The 16,911-nt window shown below is 54.7% G+C and carries 14 protein-coding genes; 4 read left to right on the top strand and 10 right to left on the bottom strand.

Annotated features, from left to right (window positions below; all coding sequences use genetic code 11):
* Positions 1–24: 24 nt before the first annotated feature.
* The 6 genes from nuoF to GO007_RS13210 form a co-directional block, all read right to left on the bottom strand.
* Positions 25–1,362, bottom strand: a complete 1,338-nt coding sequence (gene nuoF / locus GO007_RS13235) for an NADH-quinone oxidoreductase subunit NuoF (protein WP_095100572.1) — start codon at positions 1,360–1,362, stop codon at positions 25–27.
* Complete coding sequence (gene nuoE / locus GO007_RS13230) at positions 1,359–1,859, bottom strand: NADH-quinone oxidoreductase subunit NuoE (RefSeq protein WP_041146562.1); 501 nt, start codon at positions 1,857–1,859, stop codon at positions 1,359–1,361. Before nuoE ends, nuoF begins: the two co-directional genes overlap by 4 nt.
* 2 nt (positions 1,860–1,861) lie before the next feature.
* Positions 1,862–3,670 carry an NADH-quinone oxidoreductase subunit C/D gene (gene nuoC / locus GO007_RS13225; protein ID WP_095100570.1) on the bottom strand — a complete coding sequence of 603 codons (1,809 nt, stop codon included), beginning with the start codon at positions 3,668–3,670 and terminating at the stop codon, positions 1,862–1,864.
* Positions 3,671–3,758: 88 nt separating this feature from the next.
* Positions 3,759–4,433 carry an NADH-quinone oxidoreductase subunit NuoB gene (gene nuoB, locus GO007_RS13220; RefSeq protein WP_002913178.1) on the bottom strand — a complete coding sequence of 225 codons (675 nt, stop codon included), beginning with the start codon at positions 4,431–4,433 and terminating at the stop codon, positions 3,759–3,761.
* Between the two features lie 15 nt (positions 4,434–4,448).
* Entirely contained in the window at positions 4,449–4,895 is a 447-nt protein-coding gene (gene nuoA / locus GO007_RS13215) for an NADH-quinone oxidoreductase subunit NuoA (protein WP_004865103.1), read from the bottom strand.
* A 652-nt stretch (positions 4,896–5,547) separates the two neighbouring features.
* Positions 5,548–6,474 (bottom strand): LysR family transcriptional regulator, encoded by a 927-nt coding sequence (locus tag GO007_RS13210; RefSeq protein ID WP_095100568.1) that lies wholly within the window; start codon positions 6,472–6,474, stop codon positions 5,548–5,550.
* A gap of 883 nt (positions 6,475–7,357) precedes the next feature.
* On the opposite strand from GO007_RS13210, the gene alaA reads away from it, so the two are divergent.
* Complete coding sequence (alaA, locus tag GO007_RS13205; protein ID WP_041146565.1) at positions 7,358–8,575, top strand: alanine transaminase AlaA; 1,218 nt, start codon at positions 7,358–7,360, stop codon at positions 8,573–8,575.
* Between the two features lie 86 nt (positions 8,576–8,661).
* Positions 8,662–9,261 (top strand): 5'-deoxynucleotidase, encoded by a 600-nt coding sequence (gene yfbR / locus GO007_RS13200; protein ID WP_095100566.1) that lies wholly within the window; start codon positions 8,662–8,664, stop codon positions 9,259–9,261.
* A 45-nt stretch (positions 9,262–9,306) separates the two neighbouring features.
* On the opposite strand, the gene GO007_RS13195 is transcribed toward yfbR, so the two are convergent.
* From GO007_RS13195 to yfbV, 4 genes are all read right to left on the bottom strand, one after another.
* Positions 9,307–11,139 (bottom strand): SLC13 family permease, encoded by a 1,833-nt coding sequence (locus GO007_RS13195; protein WP_095100564.1) that lies wholly within the window; start codon positions 11,137–11,139, stop codon positions 9,307–9,309.
* Positions 11,140–11,215: 76 nt separating this feature from the next.
* Complete coding sequence (locus GO007_RS13190; RefSeq protein WP_157349201.1) at positions 11,216–11,887, bottom strand: sugar phosphatase; 672 nt, start codon at positions 11,885–11,887, stop codon at positions 11,216–11,218.
* On the bottom strand, positions 11,887–12,381 hold the full coding sequence (locus tag GO007_RS13185) for a YfbU family protein (protein ID WP_095100562.1): 495 nt from the start codon (positions 12,379–12,381) through the stop codon (positions 11,887–11,889). Before GO007_RS13185 ends, GO007_RS13190 begins: the two co-directional genes overlap by 1 nt.
* An 86-nt stretch (positions 12,382–12,467) precedes the next feature.
* The gene (yfbV, locus tag GO007_RS13180) at positions 12,468–12,923 is read right to left on the bottom strand and encodes a terminus macrodomain insulation protein YfbV (protein WP_041146569.1); all 456 of its coding nucleotides are present in this window, start codon (positions 12,921–12,923) and stop codon (positions 12,468–12,470) included.
* Between the two features lie 337 nt (positions 12,924–13,260).
* Here yfbV and ackA point away from each other — a divergent pair, with 337 nt between their 5' ends.
* A complete protein-coding gene (ackA, locus tag GO007_RS13175) occupies positions 13,261–14,463 on the top strand; it encodes an acetate kinase (protein WP_095100560.1) in 1,203 nt (400 codons plus the stop codon).
* A gap of 275 nt (positions 14,464–14,738) precedes the next feature.
* Positions 14,739–16,883 carry a phosphate acetyltransferase gene (gene pta / locus GO007_RS13170; RefSeq protein ID WP_095101337.1) on the top strand — a complete coding sequence of 715 codons (2,145 nt, stop codon included), beginning with the start codon at positions 14,739–14,741 and terminating at the stop codon, positions 16,881–16,883.
* The last annotated feature ends 28 nt before the right edge of the window (positions 16,884–16,911 follow it).

The following is a 16,911-nucleotide window of genomic DNA, read 5'->3' as shown; positions in this document are numbered from 1 at the left end:
TACAGCCTGAATGAGTTGTGGGAATCACCAGCGCGTCTTAAGCAGGTTCGGCTGAATCCCGTTGATAGCATGGGTATTACTGAACTGCTGCTTAATGCCTGCTTCGAATTCGTCGCGGAAATATTTAATGGCGCTCTGCAGCGGTTCGACCGCACCTGGCGCATGCGCACAGAAGGTTTTCCCCGGGCCCAGGAATCGACACAGTTGCTCAAGTGTCTCGATATCACCCGGTTGACCTTCACCGCGCTCCAGAGCACGCAGAATTTTCACGCTCCACGGCAGACCGTCGCGGCACGGCGTACACCAGCCGCAGGATTCGCGGGCGAAAAACTCTTCCAGGTTACGCACCAGCGACACCATATTGATCTCGTGGTCAACGGCCATCGCCAGCGACGTGCCCAGACGGCTTCCCGCTTTGCCAATACTTTCGAATTCCATCGGCAGATCAAGATGCGCTTCGGTCAGGAAGTCGGTTCCCGCGCCGCCCGGCTGCCAGGCCTTGAACTTCAGGCCGTCTCGCATACCGCCGGCATAATCCTCAAGGATTTCGCGCGCGGTGGTACCAAACGGCAGCTCCCAGACGCCCGGATTTTTCACCCGGCCAGAGAAGCCCATCAGCTTGGTACCGGCATCTTTGCTGGTAGAAATGTTCTGATACCACTCGACGCCGTTGGCCATAATCGCCGGGACGTTACACAGGGTCTCAACGTTGTTGACGCAGGTCGGCTTACCCCAAACTCCGGAGCTCGCCGGGAACGGCGGCTTGGAGCGCGGGTTGGCGCGACGACCTTCGAGGGAGTTAATCAGCGCGGTCTCTTCACCGCAGATGTAGCGCCCTGCCCCGGTGTGCACGAACAGTTCGAAATCGAAACCGGTGCCGAGAATGTTTTTGCCCAGCAGGCCGGCTTCGGTCGCTTCGGCAATGGCGCGGCGTAAATGGACCGCCGCTTCAATATATTCGCCGCGCAGGAAGATGTAGCCGCGGTACGCCTTCAGCGCAAACGCGGAGATCAGCATGCCTTCCACCAGCAGGTGCGGCAGTTGCTCCATCAGCAGGCGGTCTTTATAGGTGCCCGGCTCCATCTCATCGGCGTTACACAGCAGGTAACGGATGTTCATGGATTCGTCTTTCGGCATCAGGCTCCACTTCAGACCGGTGGAGAAGCCCGCGCCGCCGCGCCCTTTCAGACCGGCGTCTTTCACCTGGTTGACGATCTCATCCGGCGCCAGGCCCAGCAGCGCCTTACGGGCGCCCTCGTAGCCATTTTTGCTTTGATACTCATCCAGCCATACCGGCTGTTTGTCATCGCGCAGGCGCCAGGTTAGCGGATGCGTTTCGGGAGTTCGGATAACGTTTTTCATTTATACCGCTCCAGCAAATCAGGAATTCCTTCCGGCGTCAGATGACTGTGGGTGTCTTCATCAATCATCATGCTTGGGCCTTTATCACAGTTACCCAGACAGCAGGTTGGTAACAGGGTAAAGCGGCCATCAAACGTAGTCTGACCCGGCTTGATATTCAGCTTTTGCTCAAGTGCCGCCTGAATCCCCTGATAGCCGGTGATGTGACACACCACGCTGTCGCAGTAGCGAATAACGTGACGGCCAACCGGCTGACGGAAGATCTGGCTGTAGAAGGTCGCAACGCCTTCGACATCGCTGGCCGGGATCTCCAGTACGTCAGCGATCGCATAGATCGCGCCGTCCGGCACCCAGCCACGCTGTTTCTGAACGATCTTCAGCGCTTCAATGGACGCCGCACGCGGGTCTTCGTAGTGGTGCTTCTCGTGCTCAATTGCCTCACGCTCTGCCGCACTCAGCTCAAAAGCCTCGGTTTGTGGTTGTTGATTTTCGTGCATAATTAGCGGTCCACGTCTGACATAACAAAATCGATACTACCCAGATATACGATAAGATCGGATACCAGGCTGCCGCGAATCGCCGCCGGAATCTGCTGCAGGTGCGCATAGCTCGGCGTACGGATACGGGTGCGATAGCTCATGGTGCTGCCGTCGCTGGTCAGGTAGTAACTGTTAATACCCTTCGTCGCTTCAACCATCTGGAAGGATTCGTTGGCCGGCATCACCGGGCCCCAGGAAACCTGCAGGAAGTGCGTGATCAGGGTTTCGATATGCTGCAGCGTGCGCTCTTTCGGCGGCGGCGTGGTCAGCGGATGATCCGCCTTGAACGGCCCTTCCGGCATATTATCGAGACACTGCTGAAGGATGCGTAGACTCTGGCGCAGCTCTTCTACTTTCAACATCACGCGGGTGTAGCAGTCGGAAACGCCGCCGCCGGTCGGGATTTCAAAGTCGAAGTTTTCATAGCCTGAATATGGACGCCATTTACGCACGTCGAAACCAATGCCGGTCGCGCGCAGGCCAGCGCCGGTGGTTCCCCACTCCAGCGCCTCTTTCGCATTGTAGGCGGCCACCCCTTTCGAACGGCCAATCAGAATGCTGTTGCGCAGCGCGGCCTTTTCGTAGGAATCCAGACGCTTAGGCATCCACTCAAGGAATTCGCGCAGCAGGCGATCCCAGCCGCGCGGCAGGTCATGCGCGACGCCGCCGATGCGGAACCACGCCGGGTGCATACGGAAACCGGTGATGGCTTCGACCAGATCGTAGATTTTCTGTCGATCGGTAAAGGCAAAGAACACCGGCGTCATGGCGCCGACGTCCTGAATAAAGGTGGAGATGTACAGCAGGTGGCTGTTGATACGGAACAGCTCTGAGAGCATCACGCGAATCACGTTGACGCGATCCGGCACGGTGATACCCGCCAGTTTTTCTACCGCCAGCACGTACGGCATCTCATTGACGCAGCCGCCGAGATATTCGATACGGTCGGTATAGGGAATGTAGCTGTGCCACGACTGACGCTCGCCCATCTTTTCAGCACCGCGGTGGTGGTAGCCGATGTCCGGAACGCAGTCGACGATCTCTTCGCCATCCAGCTGCAGAACGATACGGAAAGCCCCGTGCGCGGAGGGGTGGTTCGGGCCGAGGTTAAGGAACATAAAGTCCTCATTTTCGGTCCCGCGCTTCATGCCCCACTCTTCCGGTTTGAAGGTCAGCGCTTCCATTTCCAGATCCTGCTTCGCTTTTGTCAGCTCAAACGGGTCGAATTCGGTGGCGCGTGCCGGATAGTCTTTACGCAGCGGATGGCCTTCCCAGGTCGGCGGCATCATTATGCGCGTCAGGTGCGGGTGGCCTTCGATATCAATGCCAAACATTTCCCACGTTTCACGCTCATACCAGTTGGCGTTAGGGAACAGTTTGGTAAATGTCGGAACGCGCAGATCGTTTTCAGATAATGCTACCTTGAGCATGATATCGCGATTGCGTTCAATGGAAATCAGGTGATAGAAAACGGAAAAATCCGCGGCGGGTAGCCCGTCACGGTGGGTACGCAGACGTTCGTCCATACCGTGCAGATCGAACAGCATGACGTAAGGTTTCGGTAATTTCTTCAGGAAATCACCCACCTCCAGCAGCTGTTCGCGCTTGACCCAAACTACCGGTACGCCGGTACGGGTTGGCTGAACGGTAAAGGCATCCGGGCCAAAACGATTGCGCAGTTCGCCGATCACCGGGTCATCAAGGTGATCGCGGGTTTGCCAGGCTGGTGCGGCGTCATGCGCGTTTAAATCGGTCATATTGTTCACCATTGCAAAAGGTCCGTGGTGACTGCCGGGCGGGCTTCGCGCTGTTGTAGATTGATTTGCGAAGTATTATGCCGCCGCCCGCAGGCGCAAATTAAATCTCGTCCGGAGTCCGCAGATTGGTCACTGCAATGCGTTCGCCGCGTTTACGCTCACGTTCCGACTGCATGTTGGCGCGATAAACGCCCTGATCGCCAACCACCCACGAGAGAGGACGGCGCTCTTTACCAATAGATTCCTGCAGCAGCATCAGCGCCTGCATATACGCTTCCGGACGCGGCGGACAGCCCGGGATGTAAACATCAACCGGAATAAATTTATCTACGCCCTGCACAACAGAATAAATATCGTACATACCGCCGGAGTTGGCACATGCGCCCATGGAAATAACCCATTTCGGCTCCAGCATCTGATCGTAAAGACGCTGAATAACCGGTGCCATCTTGGTGAAGCAGGTACCCGCAACCACCATCAGGTCAGCCTGACGAGGAGAGGCACGCAGAACTTCTGCGCCAAAACGCGCTACGTCATGCACCGCAGTGAATGACGTCACCATTTCTACATAGCAGCAAGAAAGGCCGAAGTTGTAGGGCCAGATTGAGTTCTTACGACCCCAGTTCACCATGTCATGCAGAGCGTGTTCGAGTTTCCCCATATACACGCTTTTGTTAACTTCTTGCTCCAGGGGGTCGGTTACGATCTCCTGTTTTTGCAGGGGGTAACGGTCGTTCTCACCGTTGGGATCTATGCGGGTGAGCGTATAATCCATCTTATTGCCTCGCTTTTACTGCATATGACGGTTAGTGGGACTGTCTGTTTCTGAGTTAACCAGCGTGCGACGGGAACGCGCAGGCGTCCAGTCCAGTGCGCCGATACGGACGAGATAAACCAGACCAGCCAGTAGCACTAAAATGAAAATTGCGGCTTCCACAAAGCCAACCCAGCCGCTTTCGCGGATAGAGGTCGACCATGCGTAGAGATACAGGGCTTCCACGTCGAAGATAACGAAGAACATGGCAACCAGATAAAACTTCGCAGAAAGACGTAAGCGAGCCGAACCAACGGAGTCGATCCCCGATTCAAACGGCGTGTTTTTGCTACGCGCGCGCGCGCGACCGCCGAGGTACCAGCCCCCGACAAGCATCAGGCAGCACAGGCCGATGGCAATGATGAGAAATATAGCGAATGCCCAATGATGAGCGATGACTTCAGTGGATGTTGACATACGCATTGCTTAACCAAAAAAGTGTAGCGCTAAACCCTCTGCTCTTACTGGCAGATGAACGCCACAGCGTTTCACGGGGAGGAATAAAAAAATAACCTTGCAAAAAAGCGTCCCTACTTATCGTAGAAGGCCATATGCGCTGGCTTTTTACCCCTTTCTTTAACCTTTTGTCAACTTCAACAAAAGTTTTAACAACATTAATTTACATTAGGTTTTTTTCATTAACATTAAATGCCCTTTTATGCGAAATAACCTTGCATACCAATTGGATTTAGTGTTGTTGAATCGTGTCCGTTTCCATTGTAAATCATAATTACCCGCCTATTTTGACAGGATTTAGCCTCGATTCCTCCCCCTAAGGAGGGGTATTTTCTTGATCTGTGACACGCTTTTGTTAATTAAACCAAAAAAACAGCAACAAACTGGCCGGTTTTTTAACATTAGCATGAACTATTGAAAGTGCAGGGAAAAGTAGAGAAGTGTGGGTGGGATTGCTTCTAACCAACTGATATACATAACAATAAAACAACAATATATTAAAAATCAGCGTAAAATAAGAAAAAAAAGAACCGCAGGGTCTAATTCTGACCTCAGCGGTTCCTTTTTGCATTTACATTTTGTTACCAGCTTTTTGTGACGAGCGTGGCTTTGATCACCCTCACGAGATGAGGGTATGGCCTCCCCCTTCGGGGGTAAAAAGCGGGTCCGACGACCAGAGGCTATGGTCCTGACTCAGCGACTGAAAAATGGCCTGCGCCAGTTCACTTACGCTCTGCGGATCGCAGCTCAAAACGTAGCGCGTATCCGGTAATCCTGGCAGGCCGTCGCTCTTGCCTACCACCCGCAGCTCGGGGCTCATCATTTCTACCGGCCGCGCCGTAACGCCCAGCCCGGCTTTCACCGCCGCTTTTACGCCCGCAAGTGAGGACGCAGAGTGGGCCAGATGCCACGGGGTTTGAGCGCTATCGAGCGCCGAAATAATATCATCCCGGAAGGGACCAGGTCCCTCAAGCAGGATCAGCGGCACCGAAGCCTCATGGGGCAGCACGTAGTCCGCCGCGCAGTACCACAGGGTGGGTGAAATGCGCAGCGTCAGCATTTCAAAGCTGTCAGACTGATGGGTGGTCAACGCGAGATCTATCGCGCCCTTTGCCAGCATGTCCACCACCTCAGCATAATTCAGAACCTTAATTTCCAGGGTCAGCCGCGGGTAGAAGCTGCCGATCCGATTAAGTAAAAACGGCAAAATGGTATCCGCCGTTTCGTCGGTGGCGCCGATAGTCAACGTGCCCTGCAGGCTGCTGAACATTAGCGACATGCAGGCTTCATCATTAAAGCGCAGAATTTTCCGCGCATAGCCGAGCAGCTGAATGCCCTGCTCAGTTAATAACTTATTCCGCCCGTGGCGGGCAAAGAGCTCTTTTCCGACCAGCTGTTCCAGCCGCTGCATCTGCTGGCTCACCGCAGACTGGGTACGGCATACCGCGGTTGCTGCGGCAGCAAAAGTACTCAGATCGGCGACGGCAACAAACGTTCTCAGCAGATCGAGGTCGAGATTTAGTATTGGACGATTTGCATTTATCATGTTGCTTCACTCACAGGTGGCTATCGCTTACCTGCCTTGTTGATGCTGTGCTCCAGGTTTCCGGCTATTCCTTGAGCCTCGTGTCATCCGCAAAATGGAAACGGGTGACAGCTGGAAGAACGTTATTGCATTTGAAAGTACTCGTCCGCGTCAATTGTGCGGAACCTCTGAGTCATATTTTGTTCGTACGCCTAAGCTTTTTCTAATTACGGTGACCCGCTTTATGTGACCTGATTCAAAAAAGCCATCAATAGCGCTGCCCTGCACATCAATACGCAGTCAGCCTCTGCCAACGCTCGCTGAACGACAAACAAAAAGCCTGCAATAACAATATATTAATAAGAAAAACCGCATTATTTACGAGGTTTATTTGATATTAACAACGACATCCTAACCGAAAACAGAATTATTTATAAGGGTAAATTAGTATTATTAAAGATAATTTTAAGCATTTTTTCAGGACTTTAATTAAATTAACAAAACCAGGATTATTCATTGTCAAAAAATAAGGGTCATTAATCTCTTAGATGTTTTTATTAAGTATATTTAACATTACCGCTACAGTCTTCCACTATCAGTTAAAAGCATAGTGCTTTTTTGTGAGCAAAAAAGTATCAACGCAGGCCCTTCCCGCAGCTTCAAACCAGATAAAGATTCATCATATAGCGATAAAACCACGATATTTGACCAATAAAATACAACTTAAAGGCATATTCTATAAAGACAAAAGCCAATCAACAGATAAATCGATTACCCTAAAAAAAGAGTAATGGCAAAATCTTCTCCTGCTAACCCTTCAAAACAGCGGGGATGAAGAGTACATTGTTCCGAGCTGACTTCCACGGCAGGGAGTGGCGATAACAGCTAAAAAGGTCAAAGATTCATGTCCCCTATCGAAAAATCCAGCAAGTTAGACAACGTCTGTTACGACATCCGCGGCCCGGTTCTGAAAGAAGCGAAGCGCCTTGAAGAAGAAGGCAATAAAGTCCTCAAGCTGAACATCGGCAACCCGGCACCGTTTGGCTTCGATGCCCCGGATGAAATCCTCGTTGACGTCATTCGTAATTTACCGACCGCGCAGGGCTACTGTGACTCTAAAGGCCTCTACTCGGCGCGTAAGGCTATCATGCAGCACTATCAGGCTCGCGGCATGCGCGACGTGACGGTTGAAGATATTTATATCGGCAACGGCGTATCGGAACTGATTGTCCAGGCCATGCAGGCGCTGCTGAACAGCGGTGACGAAATGCTGGTCCCGGCGCCGGATTATCCTCTGTGGACGGCGGCGGTATCGCTCTCCAGCGGTAAAGCAGTGCACTATCTTTGCGATGAGTCCGCCGACTGGTTCCCGGATCTCGACGATATTCGCGCAAAAATCACCCCGCGCACCCGCGGGATCGTGATTATCAACCCCAACAACCCGACCGGCGCGGTCTATTCAAAAGAGCTGCTGCTGGAGATCGTCGAAATTGCTCGTCAACATAATCTGATCATCTTTGCCGATGAAATCTACGACAAGATCCTCTACGACGAAGCCCAGCACCACTCGATCGCCGCGCTGGCTCCCGATCTGCTGACGATCACCTTTAACGGCCTGTCAAAAACCTATCGCGTTGCCGGCTTCCGCCAGGGCTGGATGGTGCTCAATGGCCCGAAAAAGCACGCCAAAGGTTACATCGAAGGCCTGGAAATGCTGGCCTCTATGCGCCTGTGCGCCAACGTTCCGGCGCAGCATGCCATTCAGACGGCGCTTGGCGGCTATCAAAGCATCAGCGAGTTTATTGTTCCCGGCGGGCGCCTGTATGAACAGCGTAACCGCGCCTGGGAGCTGATTAACGAGATCCCGGGCGTCTCCTGCGTTAAGCCGAAAGGCGCGCTGTATATGTTCCCGAAAATAGACGCAAAGCGTTTTAACATTCACGACGATCAGAAGATGGTTCTCGACTTCCTGCTGCAGGAGAAAGTGCTGCTGGTTCAGGGCACCGCCTTTAACTGGCCGTGGCCGGATCATGTGCGCATTGTTACCCTGCCGCGCGAAGACGATCTGGAAATGGCCATTTCGCGGTTCGGCCGCTTCCTCTCTGGCTATCACCAGCTCTGATAAGCCGAACCCGCCGCCGGTATTTGCATCCGGCGGCAATCCCTGCGCACAATGGAACCCGATGTTGTCACTGATTAAGGGTCCTTATGAGTCAGAGTCATTTCTTTGCCCACCTCTCCCGCCTGAAGCTGATTAACCGCTGGCCGCTGATGCGCAACGTGCGCACCGAAAACGTGTCCGAACATAGTCTGCAGGTCGCTATGGTTGCCCATGCGCTGGCGGCAATTAAGAATCGCAAGTTTGCGGGCAACGTTAACGCCGAGCGGATTGCGCTGCTGGCGATGTATCATGATGCGTCGGAAGTATTAACCGGCGACCTGCCAACGCCGGTTAAATATTTCAACTCGCAGATCGCCCAGGAGTATAAGGCCATCGAGAAAATCGCCCAGCAAAAGCTGATTGATATGGTCCCCGACGAGCTGCGCGATATTTTTGCGCCGCTGATTGATGAACACCGCTATAGCGAAGAGGAAAAATTAATCGTCAAACAGGCGGATGCGCTCTGCGCCTATCTGAAATGCCTCGAAGAGCTGTCGGCCGGCAATAACGAATTTTTACTGGCCAAAGGCCGGCTTGAGAAAACGCTGGAATCCCGCCGCAGCGATGAAATGGATTACTTTATGCAGGTGTTTGTTCCGAGCTTTCATCTCTCTCTGGATGAAATCAGCCAGGATTCCCCGCTGTAAATCGACGCCAGCCCGGCCAGCGGCCGGGCCATGAGGAACCGGGGTTCAGAACGGGAACAGGACCGGGATCAGCAGCACGCAAACCACCATCACCAGCACGGTAAAAGGTACGCCGATCTTCACAAAATCGCTGAACGAGTATTTACCGGGGCCAAGCACCAGGGTGTTAACCGGTGAAGATACCGGGGTCATGAATGCCGCCGAAGCCGCCATCGCCACCACCATGGCAAAGGGATAAGGCGACACGCCCATTGAGTTCGCCGCCGCTAGCGCAATCGGCGCCATCAGCACCGCCGTTGCGGTGTTTGAAATAAACAGGCCAATTGTCGCGCACATCACAAACAGGCAGCCCAGCATTAAATATGGCCCTTTGCTGCCGGCAACGTCCATCAGTCCCTGGACCACTAAATCTACGCCGCCGGTTTTCTGCAGCGCCAGCGCAAAGGGCATCATCCCGACGATCAGAATAATGCTCGGCCAGTGAATAGCTTTGTAAGCGCTCTCGGCGTTGATACAGCGAAACTTCCCCATCAAAAGGCAGGAGATAATGGCGGCGATGGGATTGGGGATTTCATCGGTGAGCATCAGGGCCACCATCAGCACCAGGCAGAAAATAGCGTGCGGCGCCTGGCTGTGGGCCGGTGACGCATCGTTAACCTCGATCGGCATATTTAACACAACGAAATCACGCCCGCGTTTCGCCAGCAGGGCAATCTGCCGCCAGTTGCCAACGACCAGCATGATATCCCCAAGCTGCAGGGACTCATCTACCACCGCTCCATCGAGGGCTTTACCATCCCGCTTCAGACCGACAATATTGAGCCCAAAGCGGGTGCGGAAGGCAATTTCACGCACCGTTTTGCCGATAAGTTCCGAGTCGGGGATCAGCGTCACCTCCGCCATGCCGACATCCAGCGCCTGGTCGGAGAAATACTCCCCGCGAAGCACCATCGGCTCAAGCATTTGCTCTCCGCAGAACTGGCGTAAATCGACGTCCGATGCCGACATGTCAATCAGCAGGACATCGCGGGCGCGGAACTCTGATACCCCGTTAACGTTCACAATCACCCGCCGAAAACGGCGCCAGCGCTCCACGCCGATAACGTTAGCGCAGTAGCGCTCGCGTAGCTTAAGGTCGTCCAGCCGCTGGCCAATCATCGGTGAGCCGGGGCGGATCGCCAGGCGACGCGCCCTGCCGGTTAAATGGTACTCTTTGATTAAGTCGCGAAAGGTGCTTTTCTTACGCCCGTCGCGCGCCAGCTCGCTCTCATCGCCTTTCAGCATAAAGCGGACCGCCAGCATATAGAACACGCCCAGAACCAGAACCACCAGGCCAATTGGCGTCACGCTAAAGAAGCTAAACCCCTGGAGCCCTTCGCGTATCAGCTCGCTGTTCACCACCAGGTTGGGCGGCGTTGCCACCAGGGTCATCATGCCGCTGATCAGTCCGGCAAAGCTCAGCGGCATCATCAGGCGCGACGGGGAGGTATTCATACGGGCAGAAACGCTCAGCACGACCGGGATAAAGATCGCCACCACCCCGGTTGAGCTCATAAAAGCGCCAAGCCCGGCGACGGTCAGCATCAGGTAGATCAGCATTTTTGTTTCGCTGCTGCCCGCCACCTTCACCAGCCAGCTGCCGACTTTACTTGCCACCCCGGTGCGCACGAGGCCGTCACCGATGATAAACAGCGCGGCGATAAGAATAACGTTCGGATCGCTAAAACCGGAAAACGCTTCGCTAAGCGTCAGCGTATCGCTGAGGACAAAGGCCACAATCACCAGTAGCGCAATAGCATCCATGCGCACTTTTCCGGTAGCGAAAAGCACAACCGCAACGGCAAGAAGAGATAACACCCAAATCAGTTCACCGTTCACAACTTATCCTTGTCTGAAGATGGAGCCGGAATTGTGGCACAAAAAAGCCCCGGCAGCGCGGGGCTAAATCATGAGATTATGCTTTAAGCGTGACGCTAACGTTGCCGTCTGGCTGCCGGACAATGATCAGATCTTCGAGGCTGGTCAGCACAAAGTCTGCTTCATCGAGACGCGGTGCGTCGGCAGGCACGTTAACGGCAATCGTACGGCATCCGGCGCTCAGGCCGGACAGTAATCCCGCCGGCGCGTCCTCAACCACCGCACACTCCTGCGGGGCCAGCCCCAGCAGCTCGGCCCCGAGCAGATAGGCATCGGGCGCCGGCTTGCCGTGCCTGACCCGCTCCGCCGTGACGAAGATTTTAGCTTCGGGCAGGCCCCCCGCGCGATGGCGCGCATGGGCGACGGGCACCGAACCCGAGGTGACGATAGCCCACGGAATGCCTGCATTATCCAGCTGAGTCAGCAGCGCAACCGCTCCCGGCAGCGCCGTGATGCCGTCGGTGTCCTGTGCTTCTACCGTTTCCAGATAGCGGAATTCCGCCTGAATCTCCTCTTCGCTGCGCCCGGGTAAAAAATGGCGTAAAGAGGTTATCGCCTGCTTACCGTGGATAAAGTTCAGCACTTCATCATGCGGGATACCGAAACGATCCGCCCATGTACACCACGAGCGCTCCACCACCGGTAACGAATCGACTAACGTCCCGTCAAGATCGAACAGGAAACCTTTACACTGCACGGAAACCTCCATCAGGCATTGATAATTTGATTAATTTCGTTGCTGCTCAAATGGTACTGGCGCGGGCATGAGTGCCAGGCGGTGAGCATACGCTGATATTTTTCCCACATCGGCGTTTGCGAATTGAAGCCGTGGGTGCCGGCGTCAAAGTGGCTGTAGCGCCCCTCTACGTTGACGATAAAGCGCACGTAGCCGAGGAAACGCGCTTCGGTGGCCACGTCGAATCCCAGGAAGGTCACCCGACGTTCGTCGATTTCGCTGCCGTCCTTGAGGTTAGTCCAGGAGACGTGCATCGCATGATACATTTCCATGACATCGATAACGGTACGGCAGGTTTCTTCAGTCAGCTCACCGAACTCGCGGTCCAGTTCGCGCATCTGCAGCCCGTATCCACGCTCGATGATGGTCTGCAGACGGCGATAGCGCTCAGCGTTGTCCGGGTCGAGCATCGTCATCATCTTGTACTGATTTGACAAAATCAGGCGCTGCGCATTGGTCATTTCCATTTCTTGACTCCTGTGGCACTTTACGGCGTGAAAAAAGAAGGCGCATTAATCATGCGCCTTCTTTTATATGCGTTTTCACTGGGGAATTACAAATCATCAAGGAAAGTTTTATCCAGTTGTTTGAAGGCGCGCTTAAGCGTGTCAGCTAAAGCCTGGTAATCCGGCTTACCGTCAACCGGCGCCAGCGCCTGCCCCGCCTCCTGCAGTTTGCCGCGAACTTCATAAAACCAGTTCAAAACCGACGGCGGCAGCGGCGTCACCGAACGTTTACCCAGCCACCACAGTCCCTGCATCGGCAGACTCAACGCAAACAGCGCCGTGGCGACCGCAGGGCCCAGCTGGCCGCCGAGGGCAATTTGCCAGCACAGGGTAAAGACGGCGACCGGCGGCATGATACGAATCGCGTAGCGGGTAGCGCGAATAATGCGGTTTTCAATAAACACCGGGGCGAGGCGTTTATCTAAAGGCCAGGTCTTTGTGTAGTGCTGCCCGCGGCGAAACAAGCTGAAAAAGCTAACGGGACGATTCTCGGGTGTCGACATGGCTGTACCTCAACTTTACATATAAATCTTAAAATATTCGTGCAAAACACCAACTGTGCATGACAACGTTCAAAACATTTTGGCAATGGGTGCGGCAATCAGGTATCCTGTGCCCACCTGAAAGGGCGTTAGACCCTTTTACCAGGTTAGTCAAATTATCGCATATTCTGCCATTGTCTGAAAATTATCCAAAATGGCATAAAATCAAATGTACTTATCTCATCGTGCCCGGAAACAGAACAAGGCATGATGTTAATCATAAATGTCGGTGTCATCCTGCGCTACGCTTTGTGACACAATGACGTTTTTTTAGCCACGTATTATAAAAGGTACTTCCATGTCGAGTAAGCTAGTACTGGTTCTGAACTGCGGTAGTTCCTCACTGAAATTTGCTATCCTTGATGCTCTCAACGGTGACGAATATCTGTCCGGTTTAGCCGAATGTTTCCATCTTCCTGAAGCGCGTATCAAATGGAAAATGGATGGCAGCAAACAAGAAGCAGATTTAGGCGCTGGCGCAGCTCACAGTGAAGCGCTTAACTTTATCGTTAACACTATTCTGGCACAAAAACCAGAACTGTCTGCTCAGCTGACCGCAATTGGCCACCGTATCGTTCACGGTGGTGAAAAATACACCAGTTCCGTGGTGATTGACGATTCCGTCATTCAGGGCATCAAAGATTCCGCCTCTTTCGCACCGCTGCACAACCCGGCGCATCTGATCGGTATTGCTGAAGCGCTGAAATCCTTCCCGCATCTGAAAAACAAGAACGTTGCCGTATTCGACACCGCGTTCCATCAGACCATGCCGGAAGAGTCTTACCTCTACGCCCTGCCGTACAGCCTGTACAAAGAACACGGCGTACGTCGCTATGGTGCCCACGGCACCAGCCACTTCTACGTGACTCAGGAAGCGGCAAAAGTCCTGAACAAATCGGTTGAAGAGCTGAACATCATCACCTGCCATCTGGGTAACGGTGGTTCTGTTTCCGCGATCCGCAACGGTAAATGCGTTGATACCTCTATGGGTCTGACCCCGCTGGAAGGCCTGGTAATGGGTACCCGCTCCGGCGATATCGACCCGGCAATCATCTTCCATCTGCACGACTCCCTGGGCATGAGCGTTGATGCAATCAACAAAATGCTGACCAAAGAGTCCGGCCTGCTCGGTCTGACTGAAGTCACCAGCGACTGCCGCTATGTTGAAGACAACTACACGGATAAAGCAGACGCTAAGCGTGCTATGGACGTTTACTGCCACCGCCTGGCGAAGTACATCGGCTCCTACACCGCGCTGATGGACGGTCGTCTGGACGCGGTTATCTTCACCGGTGGTATCGGTGAAAACGCGGCGATGGTTCGTGAACTGTCTCTGGGCAAACTGGGCGTACTGGGCTTCGATGTTGATCATGAACGTAACCTGGCGGCCCGTTTCGGCAAGTCCGGCTTCATCAACAAAGAAGGCACCCGCCCTGCTCTGGTCATCCCGACCAACGAAGAGCTGGTTATCGCGCAAGACGCCAACCGTCTGACCGCCTGATTCCACACCGCCAGCGATAAGCCTAAATAATTCGGGTTACAGGAAGGCGGCGACGCAGCGAATCCCCGGGAGCGTATGAGTAGTACGTGACCGGGGTGAGCGACAAATCTGTCCGAAACAGATTTGATCGCAGTGTCGCAGCGGCCCGCAAGGGCGAGGCTCAAGGATGAGCCGGGTAACAAAGCCAACGCGCATGCAACCTGAAGTATGGCGGGAAGCTGGTGGTGCAGTTTTGCATCCCGCCGGATACTGGCGGTAACGAAAGAGGATATATCGTGTCCCGTATAATCATGCTAATCCCTACCGGAACCAGCGTAGGCCTGACCAGCGTCAGCCTCGGTGTTATCCGTGCTATGGAACGTAAAGGCGTTCGCCTGAGCGTCTTTAAACCTATCGCGCAACCGCGCGCTGGCGGCGATGCGCCTGACCAGACTACCGCTATCGTTCGCGCTAATTCCAACCTTCCGGCCGCAGAGCCGCTGAAGATGAGCCACGTTGAGTCGCTGCTGTCCAGCAACCAGAAAGACGTGCTGATGGAAGAGATCATCGCTAACTACCACGCCAGCACTCAGGATGCTGAAGTTGTGCTGGTAGAAGGCCTGGTTCCGACGCGTAAACACCAGTTTGCCCAGTCGCTGAACTTCGAAATCGCCAAAACGCTGAACGCTGAAATCGTCTTCGTGATGTCTCAGGGCACCGACACCCAGGAACAGCTGAACGAGCGTATCGAACTGACCCGCAACAGCTTCGGCGGCGTGAAGAACACTAACATTACCGGTGTTATCGTCAACAAGCTGAACGCGCCGGTTGACGAGCAGGGACGTACCCGTCCTGACCTGTCAGAAATTTTCGATGACTCTTCGAAAGCGAAAGTGGTCAAGATCGATCCGGCTCAGCTGCAGAACGGCAGCGCGCTGCCGATTCTCGGCGCGGTGCCGTGGAGCTTCGATCTGATTGCCACCCGCGCAATCGATATGGCGCACCACCTGAATGCCACCATCATCAATGAAGGCGACATCAATACCCGCCGCGTAAAATCCGTTACCTTCTGTGCGCGCAGCATTCCGCACATGCTGGAACACTTCCGCGCAGGTTCCCTGCTGGTGACCTCCGCCGATCGTCCTGACGTACTGGTTGCAGCCTGCCTGGCGGCGATGAACGGCGTAGAAATCGGCGCTCTGCTGCTGACCGGCGCCTACGAAATGGACGCCCGCGTGAGCAAGCTGTGCGAACGCGCGTTTGCCACCGGCCTGCCGGTATTCATGGTGAACACCAATACCTGGCAGACCTCTCTGAGCCTGCAGAGCTTCAACCTGGAAGTGCCGGTTGACGATCACGAGCGTATCGAGAAAGTTCAGGAGTACGTGGCCAGCTACATCAACGCCGACTGGATCGAGTCTCTGACTGCGACCTCCGAGCGCAGCCGTCGCCTCTCTCCGCCGGCCTTCCGCTACCAGCTCACCGAGCTGGCGCGCAAAGCGGGCAAACGCGTCGTTCTGCCGGAAGGCGACGAGCCGCGTACCGTTAAAGCAGCGGCAATCTGCGCAGAACGCGGTATCGCGACCTGCGTGCTGCTGGGTAACCCGGATGAGATCAACCGCGTTGCCGCCGCTCAGGGCGTAGAGCTGGGTTCTGGTATCGAAATCGTCGATCCGGAAGTGGTTCGCGAAAGCTACGTGGCTCGCCTGGTCGAACTGCGTAAGAGCAAGGGTATGACCGAAGCGGTTGCTCGCGAGCAGCTGGAAGACAACGTGGTTCTCGGCACGCTGATGCTGGAACAGGACGAAGTCGACGGCCTGGTGTCCGGCGCGGTACACACCACCGCCAACACCATTCGTCCGCCGCTGCAGCTGATCAAAACGGCTCCGGGCAGCTCTCTGGTCTCCTCCGTGTTCTTCATGCTGCTGCCTGAACAGGTTTACGTGTACGGCGACTGCGCGATTAACCCGGACCCAACCGCAGAACAGCTGGCGGAGATCGCTATTCAGTCCGCAGATTCCGCGATTGCCTTTGGCATTGAACCGCGCGTGGCGATGCTCTCCTACTCCACCGGCACCTCCGGCGCGGGTAGCGACGTCGAAAAAGTTCGTGAAGCGACGCGTCTGGCTCAGGAAAAACGTCCTGACCTGATGATCGACGGCCCGCTGCAGTACGACGCTGCCGTTATGGCTGACGTGGCAAAATCCAAGGCGCCGAACTCTCCGGTTGCCGGCCGCGCGACCGTGTTCATCTTCCCGGATCTGAACACCGGTAACACCACTTACAAAGCCGTACAGCGTTCTGCCGACCTAATCTCCATCGGGCCGATGCTGCAGGGTATGCGTAAGCCGGTGAACGACCTGTCCCGTGGCGCGCTGGTAGACGATATCGTCTACACCATCGCGCTGACCGCGATTCAGTCGTCTCAGCAGCAGCAGTAACACTCTCCGCTGGCGCCTGCGCCGGTTG

The sequence above is a fragment of the Klebsiella sp. 10-1 genome, from assembly GCF_009758445.1.
In the GTDB taxonomy this organism is placed as follows: Bacteria; Pseudomonadota; Gammaproteobacteria; order Enterobacterales; family Enterobacteriaceae; genus Klebsiella; species Klebsiella scottii.
Note: the sequence above shows the minus strand (reverse complement) of the source record. Positions and strands in the feature narration are given on the sequence as shown.

Bases quoted from the DNA above. Each gene is read 5' to 3' on its own strand.
- GO007_RS13210 (WP_095100568.1), bottom strand. From the start codon at position 6,474: ATGATAAATGCAAATCGTCCAATACTAAATCTCGACCTCGATCTGCTG.
- GO007_RS13190 (WP_157349201.1), bottom strand. From the start codon at position 11,887: ATGGAGGTTTCCGTGCAGTGTAAAGGTTTCCTGTTCGATCTTGACGGG.
- yfbV (WP_041146569.1), bottom strand. From the start codon at position 12,923: ATGTCGACACCCGAGAATCGTCCCGTTAGCTTTTTCAGCTTGTTTCGC.
- nuoE (WP_041146562.1), bottom strand. From the start codon at position 1,859: ATGCACGAAAATCAACAACCACAAACCGAGGCTTTTGAGCTGAGTGCG.
- nuoC (WP_095100570.1), bottom strand. From the start codon at position 3,670: ATGGTGAACAATATGACCGATTTAAACGCGCATGACGCCGCACCAGCC.
- alaA (WP_041146565.1), top strand. From the start codon at position 7,358: ATGTCCCCTATCGAAAAATCCAGCAAGTTAGACAACGTCTGTTACGAC.
- yfbR (WP_095100566.1), top strand. From the start codon at position 8,662: ATGAGTCAGAGTCATTTCTTTGCCCACCTCTCCCGCCTGAAGCTGATT.
- nuoA (WP_004865103.1), bottom strand. From the start codon at position 4,895: ATGCGTATGTCAACATCCACTGAAGTCATCGCTCATCATTGGGCATTC.
- GO007_RS13185 (WP_095100562.1), bottom strand. From the start codon at position 12,381: ATGGAAATGACCAATGCGCAGCGCCTGATTTTGTCAAATCAGTACAAG.
- nuoF (WP_095100572.1), bottom strand. From the start codon at position 1,362: ATGAAAAACGTTATCCGAACTCCCGAAACGCATCCGCTAACCTGGCGC.
- ackA (WP_095100560.1), top strand. From the start codon at position 13,261: ATGTCGAGTAAGCTAGTACTGGTTCTGAACTGCGGTAGTTCCTCACTG.
- nuoB (WP_002913178.1), bottom strand. From the start codon at position 4,433: ATGGATTATACGCTCACCCGCATAGATCCCAACGGTGAGAACGACCGT.